The organism is Streptomyces sp. NBC_00322 (genome assembly GCF_036147535.1).
In the GTDB taxonomy this organism is placed as follows: Bacteria; Actinomycetota; Actinomycetes; order Streptomycetales; family Streptomycetaceae; genus Streptomyces.
In genome coordinates this window covers 3616301-3632563 of sequence record NZ_CP108019.1, presented here as the reverse complement: position 1 = coordinate 3632563, position 16263 = coordinate 3616301, and the positions used below count along the sequence as shown (strand labels likewise).

Below are 16263 nucleotides of genomic sequence, written 5' to 3'. Positions count from 1 at the left end.
GCCACGGGTGCGGCAGACGGCAACCCCCACCTCCGCGGAGGCGAGGTTGTCAACAGGGGCTCGCTCCGCTTCACGTTGCGGGGCAAGGACGAGTCGCTACGCGCCCAGGACGGCCCTGAGCTGGTCCAGGCCCCAGTCCAGGTCCTCCTTGCTGATCACCAGCGGCGGCGCGATCCGGATCGTCGAGCCGTGGGTGTCCTTGACCAGGACCCCGCGGTCCATCAGCTTTTCGGAGATCTCCCGGCCGGTGCCATGACTCGGCACGATGTCGACGCCCGCCCACAGCCCGCGGCCGCGAACCGCCTCCACCGCGCCGCCGCCCGTCAACAGGCCCAGCTCGTGGTGGAGATGCTCGCCCAGCTCGGTGGCGCGCTGCTGGAACTCGCCGGTGCGCAGCATCGCGATCACCTCAAGGGCCACCGCGCAGGCCAGCGGATTGCCGCCGAAGGTCGAGCCGTGCTCGCCGGGACGGTAGATGCCGAGCACCTCGCTGGAGGAGACGACCGCCGACACGGGGACGACACCTCCGCCGAGCGCCTTGCCCAGGACATACATGTCGGGCACGACGCCCTCGTGCTCGCAGGCGAAGGTCTTTCCGGTCCGCCCGAGGCCCGACTGGATCTCGTCCGCGATGAAGAGCACGTTCCGCTCGCGGGTCAGCTCACGCACCCGCGGCAGATACCCGGCCGGCGGCACCAGCACCCCGGCCTCGCCCTGGATCGGCTCCAGCAGCACGGCCACGGTGTTCGCGCTCATCGCCGTCTCGAGCGCGGTCAGGTCCCCGTACGGAACGATCTCGAAGCCCGGCGTGTAGGGACCGAAGTCCGCGCGCGCCTCATGGTCCGTGGAGAAGCTGATGATGGTGGTCGTACGGCCGTGGAAGTTGTTGGCGGCGACGACGATCTTCGCCTGGTTCTGCGGGACGCCCTTGACCTTGTAACCCCACTTCCGGGCGGTCTTCACGGCCGTCTCCACCGCCTCCGCCCCGGTGTTCATCGGCAGCACCATCTCCATGCCGCACAACTCGGCGAGCTGGGTACAGAAGTCCGCGAACCGGTCGTGGTGGAACGCGCGGGAGGTGAGCGTGACTCGCTCCAGCTGCGCCTTGGCGGCGTCGATCAGCCGGCGGTTCCCGTGGCCGAAGTTGAGCGCCGAGTACCCGGCAAGCATGTCGAGATAGCGGCGCCCCTCGACATCGGTCATCCACGCGCCGTCCGCCGAGGCGACGACCACGGGGAGCGGGTGGTAGTTGTGCGCGCTGTGGGCCTCCGCAGAGGCGATGGCGCTCTCCGTTGCAGACACGGGATCTCCGTTCACGTAGTGACAAGGCATCCGGCGTGGGGCGGGGTGTGCCCCTGTTTCTATCGTCGCTCGAATGGTGGACGAAGAAACCTTGCTGTCAGGCCGACCCCTTAGGCTGGAGAGTACGCACGGCGACTGGCGTACGGGGAAGTGACCCCGAGGGAACCGCGCGCGGAAGATCACACGAGGTGCCGCCCGCCTGGGTACCCCGGGACACGTCCCGTGTGGTGCCGCACGCCCCCTGCCATGGGTGACCCGCCTCTGGCCAGGGACCCCCGAGCGGACCCCGGGACCACGACCGAGCACGGATCGCCCCGGAGGAAACGATGACTCTTCCCCTGCCGCACCCCGCACTGGCCGCCACGGACCCGGAACTGGCGGCACTCGTCGCTGCCGAGGAACAACTTCAGGCCGACACCCTGCGCCTGATCCCCAGCGAGAACTATGTCTCCCGCGCCGTCCTCGAAGCCTCCGGCACGGTCCTGCAGAACAAGTACAGCGAGGGCTACCCGGGCCGCCGCTACTACGAGGGCCAGCAGAACATCGACAAGGTCGAGCGGCTCGCCATCGACCGTGCCAAGGCCCTCTTCGGTGTCGAGCACGCCAATGTCCAGCCCTACTCCGGCTCCCCGGCCAACCTCGCCGTCTATCTCGCCTTCGCCGATCCCGGCGACACCGTGATGGGTATGGCCCTGCCCATGGGCGGCCACCTCACTCACGGCTGGGGCGTCTCCGCCACCGGCCGGTGGTTCCGCGGCGTCCAGTACGGCGTACGCCACGACACCGGCCTCATCGACTTCGACGAGGTGCGCGAGCTCGCCCTCAAGGAACGCCCGAAGATCATTTTCTGTGGCGGTACGGCACTGCCCCGCACCATCGACTTCGCGGCCTTCGCCGAGATCGCCCGCGAGTCCGGCGCCGTCCTGGTCGCCGATGTCGCCCATATCGCCGGCCTGATCGCCGGCGGCGCCCACCCCTCGCCGGTCCCGCACGCGGACGTGATCTCCACGACCACCCACAAGACCCTGCGCGGGCCCCGCGGCGCGATGCTGATGTCCCGCGAGGAGCACGCCAAGGCCATCGACAAGGCGGTCTTCCCCGGCCTCCAGGGCGGCCCGCACAACCAGACCACCGCCGCGATCGCGGTCGCCCTCCACGAGGCGGCCCAGCCCTCCTTCCGCGACCACGCCCACGCGGTCGTCGCCAACGCCAGGGCTCTCGCCGACGAGCTGCTCGCCCGCGGCTTCGACCTGGTCTCCGGCGGCACCGACAACCACCTGATCCTGATGGACCTCACCCCCAAGGACGTTCCCGGCAAGGTGGCGGCCAAGGCGCTCGACCGGGCCGGGATCGTCGTCAACTACAACACTGTCCCGTACGACCCGAGGAAGCCCTTCGACCCCTCCGGCGTCCGCATCGGCACCCCCTCCCTCACCTCCCGCGGTCTCGGTACGCAGCACATGGCGGCGGTCGCCGAGTGGATCGACCGGGGCGTGAGTGCGGCCGGCGCGGGCGACGAGGACGCGCTGGCCGCGATCCGCGCGGAGGTGGCCGAGCTGATGGCGGCGTTCCCGGCGCCGGGGCTGACCGCCTGATTGTTCTTCCTTGTGCGGCCGCCCCGCCCGAACGGCGGGGCGGCCGCCGTGGCGCGCTGTGTTCCTCGTCTCATTGACCGCGACCGCCCCGAAGGGCCACCACCGGCGGCCGGAGATCGGTTCCGCACCTGAGAGAATGATGAGCATGGCCTCAGACCGACCCCGCGCGCTCTCCGGTATCCAGCCCACCGCAGGCTCGTTCCACCTCGGGAACTACCTCGGTGCCATCCGCCAGTACGTGGCGCTGCAAGAGACCCACGACGCGTTCTACATGGTCGTGGACCTGCATGCGATCACCGTGCCGCAGGACCCGGCCGAGCTGCGCGCCAACACCCGGCTCGCCGCCGCCCAGCTGCTGGCCGCCGGTCTCGACCCCGAGCGCTGCACGCTCTTCATCCAGAGCCATGTCCCCGAGCACGCCCAGCTCGGCTGGATCATGAACTGCCTCACCGGCTTCGGCGAGGCCTCCCGGATGACGCAGTTCAAGGACAAGTCCGCCAAGCAGGGCACCGACCGCGCCACCGTCGGCCTGTTCACGTACCCGATCCTGCAGGTCGCGGACATCCTGCTCTACCAGGCCAACGCCGTCCCGGTCGGCGAGGACCAGCGCCAGCACATCGAGCTCACCCGCGACCTCGCCGAGCGCTTCAACGCCCGCTTCGGCGAGACCTTCACCATCCCGGCGCCGCACATCGTCAAGGAGGTCGCCAAGATCTACGACCTCCAGGACCCGTCGATCAAGATGAGCAAGTCGGCGTCCACGCCCAAGGGCCTGATCAACCTGCTCGACGAGCCGAAGGCGACCGCCAAGAAGGTCAAGAGCGCGGTCACGGACACCGACACCGTCATCCGCTTCGACCCCGTCGGGAAGCCGGGCATCTCCAACCTGCTGACCATCCAGTCCACCCTCACCGGCAAGACCATCGCCGAGCTGGAGGCGGAGTACGAGGGGAAGATGTACGGGGCACTGAAGACGGACCTTGCCCAGATCATGGTGGATTTCGTCACTCCGTTCCGTACCCGTACGCAGGAATATCTGGACGACCCCGAGACGCTGGACTCGATCCTGGCCAAGGGCGCGGAGAAGGCCCGCGCGGTGGCCGCCGAAACCCTGGCCTCGGCCTTCGACAAGGTGGGGTTCCTGCCGGCGAAGCACTGAGTACGCACAGTTGCGTACCGATTCGTCACCGAATCAGCACTGTGTCCAAGGCCTCTGGCCACACCGGCGGTGCAGCCGCCACACTGGCGGCTGCACACCTAGCTACCGACGACTGAGGAGAACGACGTGGGGACCGTAACGCTCGGCGTTTCGATCGCGGTCCCGGAGCCCTACGGCAGCCTGCTCCAGGAGCGGCGCGCGGGCTTCGGTGATCCCGCCGCGCACGGCATCCCCACGCACGTCACCCTCCTCCCGCCCACCGAGGTCGACGCCGAGGCGCTCCCCGCCATCGAGGCGCATCTCGCCGCGGTCGCGACGACCGGCCGCCCGTTCCCGATGCGGCTGTCCGGCACCGGAACCTTCCGTCCGCTCTCGCCCGTCGTCTTCGTCCAGGTCGTCGAGGGCGCGGCGGCCTGCTCCTGGCTGCAGAAGCGGGTGCGGGACGCCTCAGGGCCGCTGGTGCGGGAGCTGCACTTTCCGTACCACCCGCATGTGACCGTGGCGCACGGCATCGCCGAGGAGGCGATGGACCGGGCGTACGAGGAGCTGTCCGAGTACGAGGCGGCCTGGACGTGCGCCTCCTTCGCGCTGTACGAGCAGGGCGCGGACGGCGTGTGGCGCCAGCTGCACGAGTACGCCTTCGGGGGCGGCATCGCGGCCGTCCCCTGTCAGGGCGCCCCGGTGGACGAGCCCGCCGCCACCCCCTGACCCCTGCTGCCCCGATCAGAGTGGCAGTCTGCGGAACAACGGACGCGGCAGATGCCGCAGCCCCGACATCACCACACGCATCGCCCCCGGCACCCACACCGTCTCCGACCTGCGCCGCAGCCCGAGCTCAATGGCCGCGGCGACCGCCTCGGGGGTGGTGGTGAGCGGCGCGGCGGGCAGCCCGGCCGTCATCTTCGTCCGCACGAATCCGGGGCGTACGACCATCACGTGCACACCCGTCCCGTGCATCGCGTCGCCCAGGCCCTGCGCGAAGGCGTCCAGGCCGGCCTTGCTCGATCCGTAGATGAAGTTCTCCCGGCGGGCGCGCTCACCGGCGACCGAGGTGAGCGCGACCAGCGAGCCGTGCCCCTGCTGCTGCAGTGCCGCCGCGCACACCAGAGAGGCCGAGAGGGCCCCCGTGTAGTTGGTCTGGGCGACGCGGACGGCCGCCGGGGGATCGGACTCGTCGTTCGCCTGGTCGCCGAGTACGCCGAAGGCGAGCAGCACCATGTCGATGTCGCCCTCCGCGAAGACCTTGCCCAGTACCTCCTCGTGGGAGCTGGGGTCCAGGGCGTCGAAGGCGACGGTGCGGACGTCGGGCCCGAGGGCACGGAGCGCGCTTGCCGCGTCCTTGAGGGACGGCGCGTGGCGGCCCGCCAGCCAGACCGTGCGGGTGCGGCGGGCGATGAGGCGCCGGGCGGTGGCCAGCCCGATCTCCGACGTGCCGCCGAGGACGAGCAGGGACTGAGGGGGGCCGAAGGCGTCCTTCATGGCTGGTGTCTCCTTGCAGGGAGGGGCGGCTCAGGGGAGCGTCGCGCGGGGAGCCGGGGCGGCGATGGCGTCGGTCCTGTGGCGGGTGTCGGCGGCCATGGCGCTGACCGTATCGCCGCGTATGCCTCAATTCGGCAATGCCTCACGGGTCCGCCGGAAATGGGTGATTAAACGATTCTGGGGACCCGGGCGCTGGTGTTGCCGCGTGGAGGGTACGCGTACGACATGGACTGGCTGATCAAGCTCCCCGTCATCGGACCGCTCGCCGTCCGGCTGATGCGCACCCACGCCTGGCGTTCGTACGAGACGCTCGACCGGGTGCACTGGACGCGGCTCGCCGCCGCGATCACCTTCATCAGCTTTCTCGCGCTCTTCCCGCTGATCACCGTGGCCGCGGCGGTCGGTGCGGCGCTGCTCGACCAGAAGCAGCTGACCAAGCTCGAGAACAAGATCGCCGAGCAGGTGCCGGGCATCTCCGACCAGCTCGACATCAACTCCCTGGTCAACAACGCGGGCACGATCGGACTGGTCGCCGGCGCGCTGCTGCTCGTCACCGGCATCGGCTGGGTCGGCTCGCTGAGGGAATGCCTGCGGGTCGTCTGGGAGCTGGACGACGAGGAGGAGGGCAACCCCGTACTGCGCAAGCTCAAGGACGGGATCATCCTGCTCGGTCTCGGCGCGACCGCGCTCGCCTCGATCGCGGCGTCGGGCCTCGGCTCGACCGCCGTCGGCTGGAGCGCCGACCGGCTCGGCATCGACAAGGGCGGAGCCGGAGGCGTACTGCTCCAGGTCGCGGGCATCGGGATCGCCGTCGTCGCCGACTTCCTGCTGCTGCTGTATCTGCTGACACTGCTGCCGGGTGTGCAGCCGCCGCGCCGCCGCCTGATGGTGGCGGCGCTGCTCGGCGCGGTCGGCTTCGAGCTGCTCAAGCTGCTGCTCGGCGGCTATATGCGGGACGTCGCCTCGAAGAGCATGTACGGCGCCTTCGGCGTCCCGGTCGCCCTGCTGCTGTGGATCAACTTCTCGGCGAAGCTGCTGCTGTTCTGCGCCGCGTGGACGGCGACGCAGAGCAAAGAAGCTGTCGAAGAGCCAAGCGGCGACGCGGCGACGCTAGCGACGGCGCAGCGGCCAGCGGCGGTTGACGAGGTAGACCCCGGCCGCCAGCACCACCAGCGCCCCGCCCGTGACGGCGAGCGCGATACCGATGCCCCCTGAGCTCTCCTTAGCGGCGACCGTCTTGGCCGGTGCGCCGTTGTTGGCCGGTTCGTTGCCGTTGGAGGCAGGCGTTGTCGCGGACCTCGGCGCGACCAGCTCGCCGACCGGAGTGACCTTCCCGGCCGCGGCGAAGCCCCAGTCGAGCAGCCGTCCCGCCTCCTTGTAGACGGCCTGGCCCTCGCCGGAGTCCGGGTTCATGACGGTGACGAGCAGCACCTTGCCGTTTCGCTCGGCGACACCGGTGAAGGTCGCGCCGGCGTTGGTGGTGTTGCCGTTCTTGACGCCCGCGATGCCCTTGTACGGGGACATGCCGTAGTCGCCGGTGAGCAGGCGGTTGGTGTTCTGGATCTCGAAGGTCGCGCGCGCCTTGCCCGGCTTCTGCTCGCCGGGGAACTTGGCGCTCGCCGTCGAGCAGTACTCGCGGAAGTCCTTCTTCTGCATGCCGCTGCGGGCGATGAGGGTCAGGTCGTACGCGGAGGAGACCTGGCCGGCGGCGTCGTAGCCGTCGGGCGATACGACATGCGTGTCGAGCGCCTGGAGCTCGTCGGCGTGCGCCTGCATGTCATGGACGGTCTTGGGAACGCCGCCGTTCATCTCGGACAGCACATGCACGGCGTCGTTGCCGGAACGCAGGAAGACGCCGAGCCACAGATCGTGGACGGAGTACGTCTGGTTCTCCTTGACCCCGACCAGGCTGCTGCCCTCGCCGACGCTCGCGAGCTCCTTCGGGTCCACCTTGTGGATCTCGGTCTTGGACAGCCGGGGCAGCACGGTGTCCGCGAACAGCATCTTGAGCGTGGACGCGGGGGGCAGCCGCCAGTGCGCGTTGTGGGAGGCCAGCACCTCGCCGCTCTCCGCGTCCGCGACGATCCAGGACCGGCCGCTCAGATCCTTCGGCAGCACGGGCGCGCCCGGGCCGAGGCTGACCTGGGTGCCCGCCCTGCCCAGTTGGGTCCCGCCGACGGTGGACATGGAGGCCGGCGGATTCGGGTGTTGTTTGCCTGCCTTGTTGTCATGGCCGTCGGCCGACGCGGGCGCGACGGCGAGTGCGGGCAGCAACGTGGCGGCGGTGACCGTCAGCGCGGTCTTCTTCAGAGCAGACACGGACGAGAACGTACAGGGCCGAGAAGGAAATATGCTCATCAGCTCGATGACCCGCCGGGAGGACCGCCGGGACAGCCCACCCCGAAGAACCCGGTCGCAGGACGGACGCGATACTGAGTCCATGAAGCTCAGCCGCCCCGTCTCCTGGTTCCTGCTCGCGTTCGGGGTGTGGAGCTGGTTCATCTGGATCACTTTCGTCAAGAACCTGTGGAAGGACGGCAGCGGGCTCGCCTTCGACGACGCGGGTGACCCGACCGGGTACTTCTGGGTCCATCTGCTGCTCGCCATTACGTCCTTTGTTCTGGGGACGATCGTCGGCGTGATCGGGTTGCGTGGCGTTCGGGCGTTGCGGCGAGAAACGCCTCAGGAATAGGGGAGCGGTCCGTGCTGGTGGTCGTCCTGCTCGTAGTGGTCGCGGTCGTCGCCCTGTTGGCGGGCGTGCACTGGTACGTCTGGCGACGGCTGGTCCGCGACACGACGGCGCGCGGGGGCGTGGCGCGCCGGGTGGGCACGGCGGCGATGTGGGTGCTGCCGCTGCTGTCGGTGGCGGCGCTGGTCTCGGGGCGGGCGGGGGCGCCGTTCTGGCTGGAGCGGGTGGTGGCGTGGCCGGGGTATCTGTGGCTGGCGGTGCTGCTGTATCTCGTGCTGGGGCTGGTGGTGGGGGAGCTTGTGCGGCCGCTGCTGCTGCGCCTGGGCGGGGTGAGTTCCCCCGCCCCGCCCCTCCCCGAAACCGGTGGCCAGGGCCCCCGGACCGCTGAGCCGTCGCTGCCCGCGCACTCCGCCGCGGGCAGTGCCGATGCGGTCGGCCGTACGCCGGTCGGCGCGGACGCGCACACGGGTGCTGCCCGTACCGACGCGGCGTCCGTGGGGACGGCCCCCGCCGAAGCCCGCACGGGTGCGACCGCAACGGCTCCCGCCGGGGCAACCCGTACAGACGCGACCGAGGCGTCCGCCGGGGCGGCTCGTACCGACGCGGCCGCAGGCCCCGGTGCCGGCGGGCAACGTACCCTCTCGCGGCGACTGTTCGTCTCGCGTGTCGTCGGCGGCGCCGCCGCCGCCGTCGCCCTGGGGACCGTCGCCCACGGGACCTACGGCGTCCTCCGTGGGCCCCGCGTGAAGCGCGTCACCGTTCCGCTCGCCCGGCTTCCGCGTGCCGCCCACGGGTTCCGGATCGCCGTCGTCAGCGATATTCACCTCGGGCCGATCCTGGGGCGCGGGCACACCCAGCGGATCGTCGACACCATCAACGCCACCTCCCCCGACCTCGTCGCCGTCGTGGGTGACCTCGTCGACGGCAGCGTGGCGGACCTCGGGCCCGCCGCCGAGCCGCTCGCGCGGCTCACCTCGCGCTACGGGTCCTTCTTCGTGACCGGAAATCACGAGTACTTCTCCGGCGCCGAGGCGTGGGTCGACCACGTCCGTGAGCTCGGGCTCAGGCCGCTCCAGAACGAGCGCGTCGAGATCGGCGGCTTCGATCTCGCCGGCGTCAACGACGTCGCGGGCGAGAGCGAGGGCGACGGTCCCGATTTCGGGAAGGCGCTCGGCGACCGGGACCGTTCCCGCGCGTCCGTGCTTCTCGCGCATCAGCCCGTCGTCATCCATGACGCCGTCGAGCACGGCGTCGACCTCCAGCTTTCCGGCCACACCCACGGTGGCCAGCTCTGGCCGGGCAACTATCTCGCCGCCCTCGCCAATCCGACCGTCGCCGGGCTCGAACGGTATGGAGACACCCAGTTGTACGTGTCGAGGGGAGCGGGCGCATGGGGCCCGCCCGTGCGAGTCGGGGCGCCCTCGGACATCACCGTCGTACAGCTCGCCTCCCGCCACGCATAACCGCCGCATGTCCTCCACATGGCGCAGGAATGGCTTTGGCATAGCCCAGGCATAGCTGTTGTCACAGTTGTCGGTGAGCCATAAAACCACCCTTCCTCTGGTGAAGGCCCCTGTGGTTGGCTGAGCGCCTTATCACGAACAGGGGTGGGCGTGAAGAGGAGCTTGGCGATGCAGTCGATCCGTCTGCGGATACTCGTCACTTGTGCGGTGGTCCTGGCCGCGGCCGTCGGAGGCTGGCAGTTATTACCCTCCGAGGAGGAAAGCAGGGCAACGATCACTGTCGGCACCACTGATGTGGTCACATCGCTCGATCCCGCGGGGGCGTACGACGCGGGCTCATGGGCCATGTACAGCAACGTCTACCAGTCGCTGCTGACCTTCAAGCCGGGCGGCGTCACGCCGGTCCCCGACGCCGCCCGCGACTGCGACTTCGTCGGGGTGACGCTCAAGACGTTCCAGTGCGAGCTGCGCGACGACCTCACCTTCGCCAACGGCCGCAAAATCACCGGCGAGGACGTCAAGTACTCCTTCGAGCGGATGCTGCGCATCAAGACGGACGTCGGCCCGCAGCCTCTCTTCTCCACGCTGAAGAACGTCACGGCCAGGGGCCAGACGGTCACCTTCAACCTCCGTACGCGCGACGCGACCTTCCCCCAGAAGGTCGCCACCGGGGCGGGCTCGATCGTCGACCGCAGCCAGTACCCGGACCAGAGCCTGCGCGAGGGCGAGAGCGTGGACGGTTCGGGACCGTACGTACTGAAGGCGTACGAGCCCGGGGTCAGGGCGCGGCTCGTGCCGAACCCCAAGTACAAGGGCGCGCTGACGAAGACCGGCGGGCCGGTACTGATCCGCTACTTCGAAGGGTCCGACCAGCTCGCGGAGGCATGGAAGGCGGGACAGCTCGACGTGACCCACCGTCAGCTCCCAGCGAAGCTGATCGCCGGTCTCGACCCGGGCGATTCGGGCATGCGCGTCAGCGTGGCGGACACCGCCGAGATCCGCAATCTCGTCTTCAACGTACGGCCCGGCTCCCCGATGGCGAAGAAAGCCGTGCGGCAGGCGGTCGCGTGGGTCATCGACCGCCCCAAGGTGGTCACTTCGGTCTATCACGCCACGGTTCAGCCGCTGTACTCCCTGATCCCGCAGGGGACCCTGGGGCACACCAACCCCTTCTTCGACGCGTATCCGAAGCCCAGCGCGAAGGAGGCCCGGGAACTGCTCGACGACGCCGGGATCCAGACACCGGTGAGCTTCACCCTGGTGCACCGCGCCGACAGCGGCCCGGCGCAGGAGGCGGCCGAGCTGCGCCGACAGCTGGAGGCGACCAAGCTGTTCAAGGTGAAGGTCGTCGCCGAGGACTGGAAGGTCTTCCAGAAGGGATACGGGGCCGGCAAGTACGACGCGTACACGATCGGCTGGATCCCGGACTTCCCGGACCCCGACAACTTCACCCAGCCGCTCGTCGGCAAGGACTCCACTCTGCGCAGCGGCTACGAGAGCAGGACCGTCGACCAGCTGATCGCCTCCACCCAGCAGTACGGCGAGCGCCCCCGCGCCACCGAGGACTTCAAATCGATCCAGCGGGAGATCGCCAACGATGTGCCGCTGGTGCCGCTGTGGCAGAAGAAGGACTACGTACTGAGCAGTGGGGACATCAGCGGCGCGCAGTACCTGTCGGACGGCACCGGCGTCTGGCGGCTGTGGGAACTGGGCTGGATCTGAGGGCCCAACTGGCCTCTACGTCTTGACCGTACGGGCGGCGGCCGGGAGCGTGACCGTCACCGCGAGGCCGTCGCCCGGCGCCGTCCTGACGGTCACCTCGCCGGCGTGCGAGGCGACCACGGCCTGCACGATCGCCATTCCGAGGCCGCTGCCCGCGGGCCCGCTGCCTTCACCGCCCGCGCGGAAGAAGCGGTCGAAGATGCGGTCCGCGTCCTCGGGGGTCATGCCGGGACCCTCGTCCGCGACCCGCAGCCGGACCGCGCCGGGACCGTGACCGCCGCCGTCCTCGCGCTCCAGCTCCACCCGCAGCGGCGCGTCGGCCGGGGTGTGGGCGCGGACATTGGCCAGCAGATTGCCGACCACCTGCCGCAGCCCCGACTCGTCGCCCTGCACGATCATCGCGCCGTTCGCCGAGACCGCGAGCGGGCGCTGCGGCTGCTGGGCCCGCAGATCGTCCGCAGCGTCCCGCACCAGTCGGCTCAGATCGACCGTGCACACGCGCAGTTGGGGCTGCTGGTCGAGGCGGGCCAGCGTCAGCAGCTCCTCGACGAGCCGCCCCATCCGGTCGGCCTCCGCCGTCATCCGGGCCAGAGCGCGGGCTCGTTCGGCGGGCTCGCGCAGCATCCCCTTGTCGTACAGCTGGAGATAGCCGCGTATCGCGGACAGCGGTGTACGCAGCTCGTGCGAGGCGTCCGCGACGAACCTGCGCAGCTGGGCCGCGCTGTGTTCGCGGGTCTCGAAGGCCGACTCGACCTGGTGGAGCATGGAGTTGAGGGCGGTCCGCAGCTGCTCGATCTCGGTGACCGGATCCCGCCCGGCGGGCACGCGCCGGGTCAGATCGCCCTCCGCGATGGCGGATGCCGTCTCCACCATGTCCTCCAGCGGCCGCAGCCGGTGCTTGGCGCCGAGCATGGTGAGCAGCGCGAGCAGCGCCAACAGGACGGTGCCGAAGGCGAGATCGAGTTTGAGCGCCTTCTTCATCGAGGAGTGCACGGACCCGGTGTCGGTCGCCAGGACGACCACCGTGCCGTCGCCGAGACTGGTCGCGACCGTGCGACAGGGATCTCCCGCCACACTCACGTCCCGCGGGCCGGGGGAGTTTGCGAGCGCGGCCGGATCGTCGACCGCGGCGGCGAGTTCACGCTGGCGCTCGGTGGGGGCGATGCCCGCGAAGGAGATCGGCTCACGGTTCGCGTCGACGGCCACCATGATCGTGTCGGAGCGCGGCAGACCGCCCGCCCCCGTCTTGCCGAACTGGGCAGCCAGCTCACTGATGGCGCTGATCGTCTCGATCTCTTTCTGAGTGAACCCCGTCCGCTGCAGCGCCGTGCGGCTGCCCATCAGCTCGGTGTCCACGCGGTCCAGCAGAAAGTGCCGCATGCCCATCAGGCTCACCGCGGTGGCCGCGACGATGCCGAGGGTCAGCACGCACACGTTCACCAGGGTGAGTTTGGCGCGCAGGGAGTGGATCGCTCGGTGGTGGTGCCTCGCGCGGGCCCCTATCCAGCGCTTGGTGCCCGTCCAGCACCTCATGCCAGCCCGTATCCGAAGCCCCGCCGGGTGGTGATCAGCGGTGGCCCGAGGGGATCCAGCTTGCGTCGCAGATAGCTGATGTAGGTCTCGACGACGGTCGACTCGATCTGGTGCTCGTACTGCCAGACATGGCGCAGCAACTGCTCCTTGGGGACGATGCGCCCGCCGTTGCGTACGAGGAAGCGCAGCAGCGCGTACTCGGTGGGCGTGAGCTGCACCGAGCGGCCCGCGCGGCGCGCCGCGTACGTCGCGTCGTCCAGTTCGAGATCGCCGTAGCGCAGCGGCGGCCGTGCGGGCAGCACATCGGCGGGCCGGGTGCGGCGCAGCACGGCCCTGATGCGGGCCACCACCTCGTCGACGTTGAAGGGCTTGGTGATGTAGTCGTCGCCGAAGCCGAGCGCGCCGACGATCTCGGCGGGCGCGTCGCGCGCGGTGAGGAAGACGAGGGCCGTCTCGGGCTGCGCGTCGCGCAGTTCACGCCCCAGCGCGCGCCCGTCGCCGTCCGGGAGCATGACATCCAGCAGCGCGACATCGGGACGCGTCTGCCCGGCCAGCTGTCGCGCCTGCCGTACGCTTCCCGCCGTAATCACCTCAAAACGGTGATAGCGCAGGGCGATGGCGAGGACGTCGGCGATGCTCGGCTCGTCCTCGACGACCAGCACGGTCGCTCCCTCGTGGTCCATGTCCTCAGTATCGGTCTGATCCCGCGCGGGGGACCGGTCACTGTCTGGGAGTTCCTTGAGAGTCATGGCCGCGCCACGCCACGGGCCGTCTCCACGGCCGATTCTGAAGACCGGCCCGGGGGAGACGGAACGACGAAGGGGCAGGAATCGTGGCGGCATTGGCACGCTGGTGCTATCGGCACCGGCTGGTGGTCCTGGTGCTGTGGGTGGGGGCGCTGTTCGGCCTGGGGGCCGCGGGCAGTTCGGCGGGCACCGACTACTCCAACAGCTTCAGCCTTCCGGACACCGACTCCACACACGCGTACGACCTGATGGTCAAGGCATTCCCGGAGAGCTCGGGCGACACCGACACGGTGGTGTGGCGGGTCTCCGAGGGCTCCGTGCGCGATACGGCGGTACGGGAGCGGATCGAGCCCGCGCTCAAGGAGATCGCGGGCATGAAGGGCGTCGGTGACGTCGCGAGTCCCTACGGCCCGGCGGGTGCGACGCAGATCAGCGAGGACGGGCGGATCGCCTACGCCCAGGTCACCTTCGCCGAGCAGGCCAACGGCGTGCCGAAGAAGCTGGTCGAGGACGTCGTCGACACCGCGCAGGACGCCGAGCGGGCGGGCCTCCAGGTCGAGCTGGGCGGGCAGGCGATCGCACGCATCCAGGAACCGCCCACCGGCACCGCCGAGATGGTCGGCATCGCCGCCGCGGCGGTCGTGCTGTTCCTGGCCTTCGGCTCGCTCTTCGCGATGGTGCTTCCGCTGGTGATCGCCATCTTCGGGGTCGGCACCGGAATGCTGTCGACGATGCTGATCAGCCACGCGACGGATGTGCCCGAAGTGGCCCCGCTGCTCGGTTCGCTGATCGGTCTCGGCGTCGGCATCGACTACGCGCTGTTCATCGTCACACGCCACCGCAAGGGCATTCTGCGGGGCATGGCGCCCGAGGACTCGGCGGTCACCGCGCTCAACACCTCCGGGCGCGCGGTGCTGTTCGCGGGCGGCACGGTGTGCATCGCACTCGCCGGAATGCTCGTGATGAACATGCGGTTCCTCGACGGCGTCGTGATCGCCACCTCGCTGACGGTCGTCCTGAGCGTGCTGGCCGCGATCACACTGCTGCCCGCGCTCCTCGGCGTCCTGGGCATGCGCGTACTGAGCAGGCGCCAGCGGCGCAGGCTCGCCGCGAACGGCCCCGAGTCCGTCGAGCCGGGCGGCGCCGCCGCCCGCTGGTCCGCGACCGTGCAGAAGCGGCCCAGGTCCATCGCGCTGGTCGCGGTCGTGGTGATGGCCGCGCTCGCGATCCCCGTGCTGTCCCTGCGGCTCGGCGCGACCGACCAGGGCAACCACCGGAAGGACACCACCACCCGGCAGGCGTACGACCTGCTCGCCGAGGGCTTCGGCCCCGGCTTCAACGGTCCGCTGCAACTGGTCGCGAAGGACGCCGAACCGGCCGCCGTCCAGAGCCTGGTGGGCAAGGTGCGTGCCACGGAAGGTGTGGCGCAGGCCGTCGCGCTGCCCTCGCAGCCGGGCTCCGGCATCACCGTGATCCAGGTCGTCCCCACTTCATCGCCGCAGTCCGAGCAGACGGACCAGCTGATCGACACCCTGCGCGACGAGGTCATCCCGCAGTCGGGCGAGGAAGTCCATGTCGGCGGAGTCACCGCGATCTTCAAGGACTTCGCGGCGGTGACCGGCGACCGGCTGCCCTACTTCGTCGGGACGATCATCGCGCTCGGCTTCCTGCTGCTCCTGATCGCGTTCCGTTCACTCGTCGTTCCGCTGACCGCCGCCCTGATGAACCTGATCGCGGCCGCGGCCTCCTTCGGCGTACTGGTCGCGATCTTCCAGTGGGGCTGGGGAGCGGAGGCGCTCGGCCTCGGCAAGGAGGGCCCGATCACCGCCTTCCTGCCGGTCATCATGCTGTCGCTGCTGTTCGGCCTCTCGATGGACTACCAGGTCTTCCTGGTCAGCCGGATGCACGAGGAGTGGGTGCATACGAAGGACAACGCGCGGGCGGTACGGGTCGGTCTCGCCGAGACCAGCCGGGTCATCAACTGCGCCGCCCTGATCATGATCTGTGTCTTCAGCGCCTTTGTGCTGAGCGGTGACATGGAGGGCGCGATGGCGGGCATCGGGCTCGCGGCGGCGGTCGCGCTGGACGCGTTCATCCTGCGTACGGCGCTGGTGCCTGCGGCGATGCATCTGCTCGGGAGGTCCAACTGGTGGCTGCCGGCGGGTCTGGAGAAGCGGCTGCCGCATCTGGCGGTGGAGCCGAGTCAGGACGCGCCGGAGTTCGCTGTCTCCGTGCCGGGTCCACGCTCCGAGCGGAGGGCCGGGGCAGGCACAGGGGCGGGCGGGTCCGTCGTGCACGGCTTCGTCCGTACGGAGTCGGGCGAGCCGGTCGCGGACGCGATCCTCACCCTCGTCTCGCCGGGCGGAAGCCAGGTCGACCGCGTGGAGTCGCTGGCCGACGGCTCGTACATCCTGTCCGCTCTGGCCGGTGGCGCGTACATGCTGGCCGTGACGGCGGGCATCCATGAGCCCTGGGTACGCCACATCATGATCGGCGGCGATCCGCTGGTCCACGACGTGGTCCTGTCGGACCTGGGCGTGAGCCGCTGAGCGATCCGGGCCCGGGGCTCCGGGCC

The 16263-nt window shown here is 70.0% G+C and carries 13 protein-coding genes and 1 riboswitch; of the genes, 8 read left to right on the top strand and 5 right to left on the bottom strand.

All coding sequences use genetic code 11. From position 1 onward, the window contains the following. Positions 1-96 precede the first annotated feature (96 nt). On the bottom strand, positions 97-1302 hold the full coding sequence (gene rocD / locus OG905_RS16285) for an ornithine--oxo-acid transaminase (RefSeq protein ID WP_328670297.1): 1206 nt from the start codon (positions 1300-1302) through the stop codon (positions 97-99). 121 nt (positions 1303-1423) lie between these two features. After that, a riboswitch (ZMP/ZTP riboswitch) is annotated at positions 1424-1514 on the top strand. Between the two features lie 114 nt (positions 1515-1628). Between rocD and glyA the strand changes: the two genes are divergently transcribed. The 3 genes from glyA (at position 1629) to OG905_RS16270 (ending at position 4764) form a co-directional block, all read left to right on the top strand. Continuing rightward, complete coding sequence (glyA, locus tag OG905_RS16280; protein ID WP_328670296.1) at positions 1629-2897, top strand: serine hydroxymethyltransferase; 1269 nt, start codon at positions 1629-1631, stop codon at positions 2895-2897. 145 nt (positions 2898-3042) lie between these two features. Next, on the top strand, positions 3043-4056 hold the full coding sequence (trpS, locus tag OG905_RS16275) for a tryptophan--tRNA ligase (RefSeq protein WP_328670295.1): 1014 nt from the start codon (positions 3043-3045) through the stop codon (positions 4054-4056). A 126-nt stretch (positions 4057-4182) separates the two neighbouring features. Then, the gene (locus OG905_RS16270; protein WP_328670294.1) at positions 4183-4764 is read left to right on the top strand and encodes a 2'-5' RNA ligase family protein; all 582 of its coding nucleotides are present in this window, start codon (positions 4183-4185) and stop codon (positions 4762-4764) included. 15 nt (positions 4765-4779) lie between these two features. Here the strand turns inward: OG905_RS16270 and OG905_RS16265 are convergent, their stop codons facing one another. Further along, complete coding sequence (locus OG905_RS16265) at positions 4780-5535, bottom strand: decaprenylphospho-beta-D-erythro-pentofuranosid-2-ulose 2-reductase (RefSeq protein WP_328670293.1); 756 nt, start codon at positions 5533-5535, stop codon at positions 4780-4782. Positions 5536-5760: 225 nt separating this feature from the next. Between OG905_RS16265 and OG905_RS16260 the strand changes: the two genes are divergently transcribed. Continuing rightward, positions 5761-6750: a YihY/virulence factor BrkB family protein gene (locus OG905_RS16260; protein WP_328670292.1), complete on the top strand. Its 990-nt coding sequence runs from the start codon at positions 5761-5763 to the stop codon at positions 6748-6750. Here the strand turns inward: OG905_RS16260 and OG905_RS16255 are convergent. After that, entirely contained in the window at positions 6646-7854 is a 1209-nt protein-coding gene (locus tag OG905_RS16255) for a D-alanyl-D-alanine carboxypeptidase family protein (RefSeq protein WP_328670291.1), read from the bottom strand. The two genes, OG905_RS16260 and OG905_RS16255, sit on opposite strands and share 105 nt — an antisense overlap. Before the next feature lie 121 nt (positions 7855-7975). On the opposite strand from OG905_RS16255, the gene OG905_RS16250 reads away from it, so the two are divergent. From OG905_RS16250 to OG905_RS16240, 3 genes are all read left to right on the top strand, one after another. After that, a complete protein-coding gene (locus OG905_RS16250; RefSeq protein ID WP_328670290.1) occupies positions 7976-8227 on the top strand; it encodes an SCO4848 family membrane protein in 252 nt (83 codons plus the stop codon). 11 nt (positions 8228-8238) lie between these two features. Next, on the top strand, positions 8239-9687 hold the full coding sequence (locus OG905_RS16245; RefSeq protein ID WP_328670289.1) for a metallophosphoesterase: 1449 nt from the start codon (positions 8239-8241) through the stop codon (positions 9685-9687). 168 nt (positions 9688-9855) lie between these two features. Continuing rightward, positions 9856-11409: an ABC transporter substrate-binding protein gene (locus OG905_RS16240; protein ID WP_328670288.1), complete on the top strand. Its 1554-nt coding sequence runs from the start codon at positions 9856-9858 to the stop codon at positions 11407-11409. A 15-nt stretch (positions 11410-11424) separates the two neighbouring features. Here the strand turns inward: OG905_RS16240 and OG905_RS16235 are convergent, their stop codons facing one another. Continuing rightward, entirely contained in the window at positions 11425-12942 is a 1518-nt protein-coding gene (locus OG905_RS16235) for a sensor histidine kinase (protein ID WP_328670287.1), read from the bottom strand. Then, positions 12939-13625 (bottom strand): response regulator transcription factor, encoded by a 687-nt coding sequence (locus OG905_RS16230; protein ID WP_328670286.1) that lies wholly within the window; start codon positions 13623-13625, stop codon positions 12939-12941. Before OG905_RS16230 ends, OG905_RS16235 begins: the two co-directional genes overlap by 4 nt. Before the next feature lie 158 nt (positions 13626-13783). Between OG905_RS16230 and OG905_RS16225 the strand changes: the two genes are divergently transcribed. Then, positions 13784-16237, top strand: coding sequence for an MMPL family transporter (locus OG905_RS16225; RefSeq protein ID WP_328682390.1), 2454 nt, complete (start codon positions 13784-13786; stop codon positions 16235-16237). Positions 16238-16263: the final 26 nt, after the last annotated feature.

Coding starts and splice junctions, on each gene's coding strand:
- OG905_RS16250 (WP_328670290.1), top strand. CDS start 7,976: ATGAAGCTCAGCCGCCCCGTCTCCTGGTTCCTGCTCGCGTTCGGGGTG.
- OG905_RS16240 (WP_328670288.1), top strand. CDS start 9,856: ATGCAGTCGATCCGTCTGCGGATACTCGTCACTTGTGCGGTGGTCCTG.
- OG905_RS16260 (WP_328670292.1), top strand. CDS start 5,761: ATGGACTGGCTGATCAAGCTCCCCGTCATCGGACCGCTCGCCGTCCGG.
- OG905_RS16235 (WP_328670287.1), bottom strand. CDS start 12,942: ATGAGGTGCTGGACGGGCACCAAGCGCTGGATAGGGGCCCGCGCGAGG.
- OG905_RS16230 (WP_328670286.1), bottom strand. CDS start 13,625: ATGGACCACGAGGGAGCGACCGTGCTGGTCGTCGAGGACGAGCCGAGC.
- trpS (WP_328670295.1), top strand. CDS start 3,043: ATGGCCTCAGACCGACCCCGCGCGCTCTCCGGTATCCAGCCCACCGCA.
- OG905_RS16265 (WP_328670293.1), bottom strand. CDS start 5,535: ATGAAGGACGCCTTCGGCCCCCCTCAGTCCCTGCTCGTCCTCGGCGGC.
- glyA (WP_328670296.1), top strand. CDS start 1,629: ATGACTCTTCCCCTGCCGCACCCCGCACTGGCCGCCACGGACCCGGAA.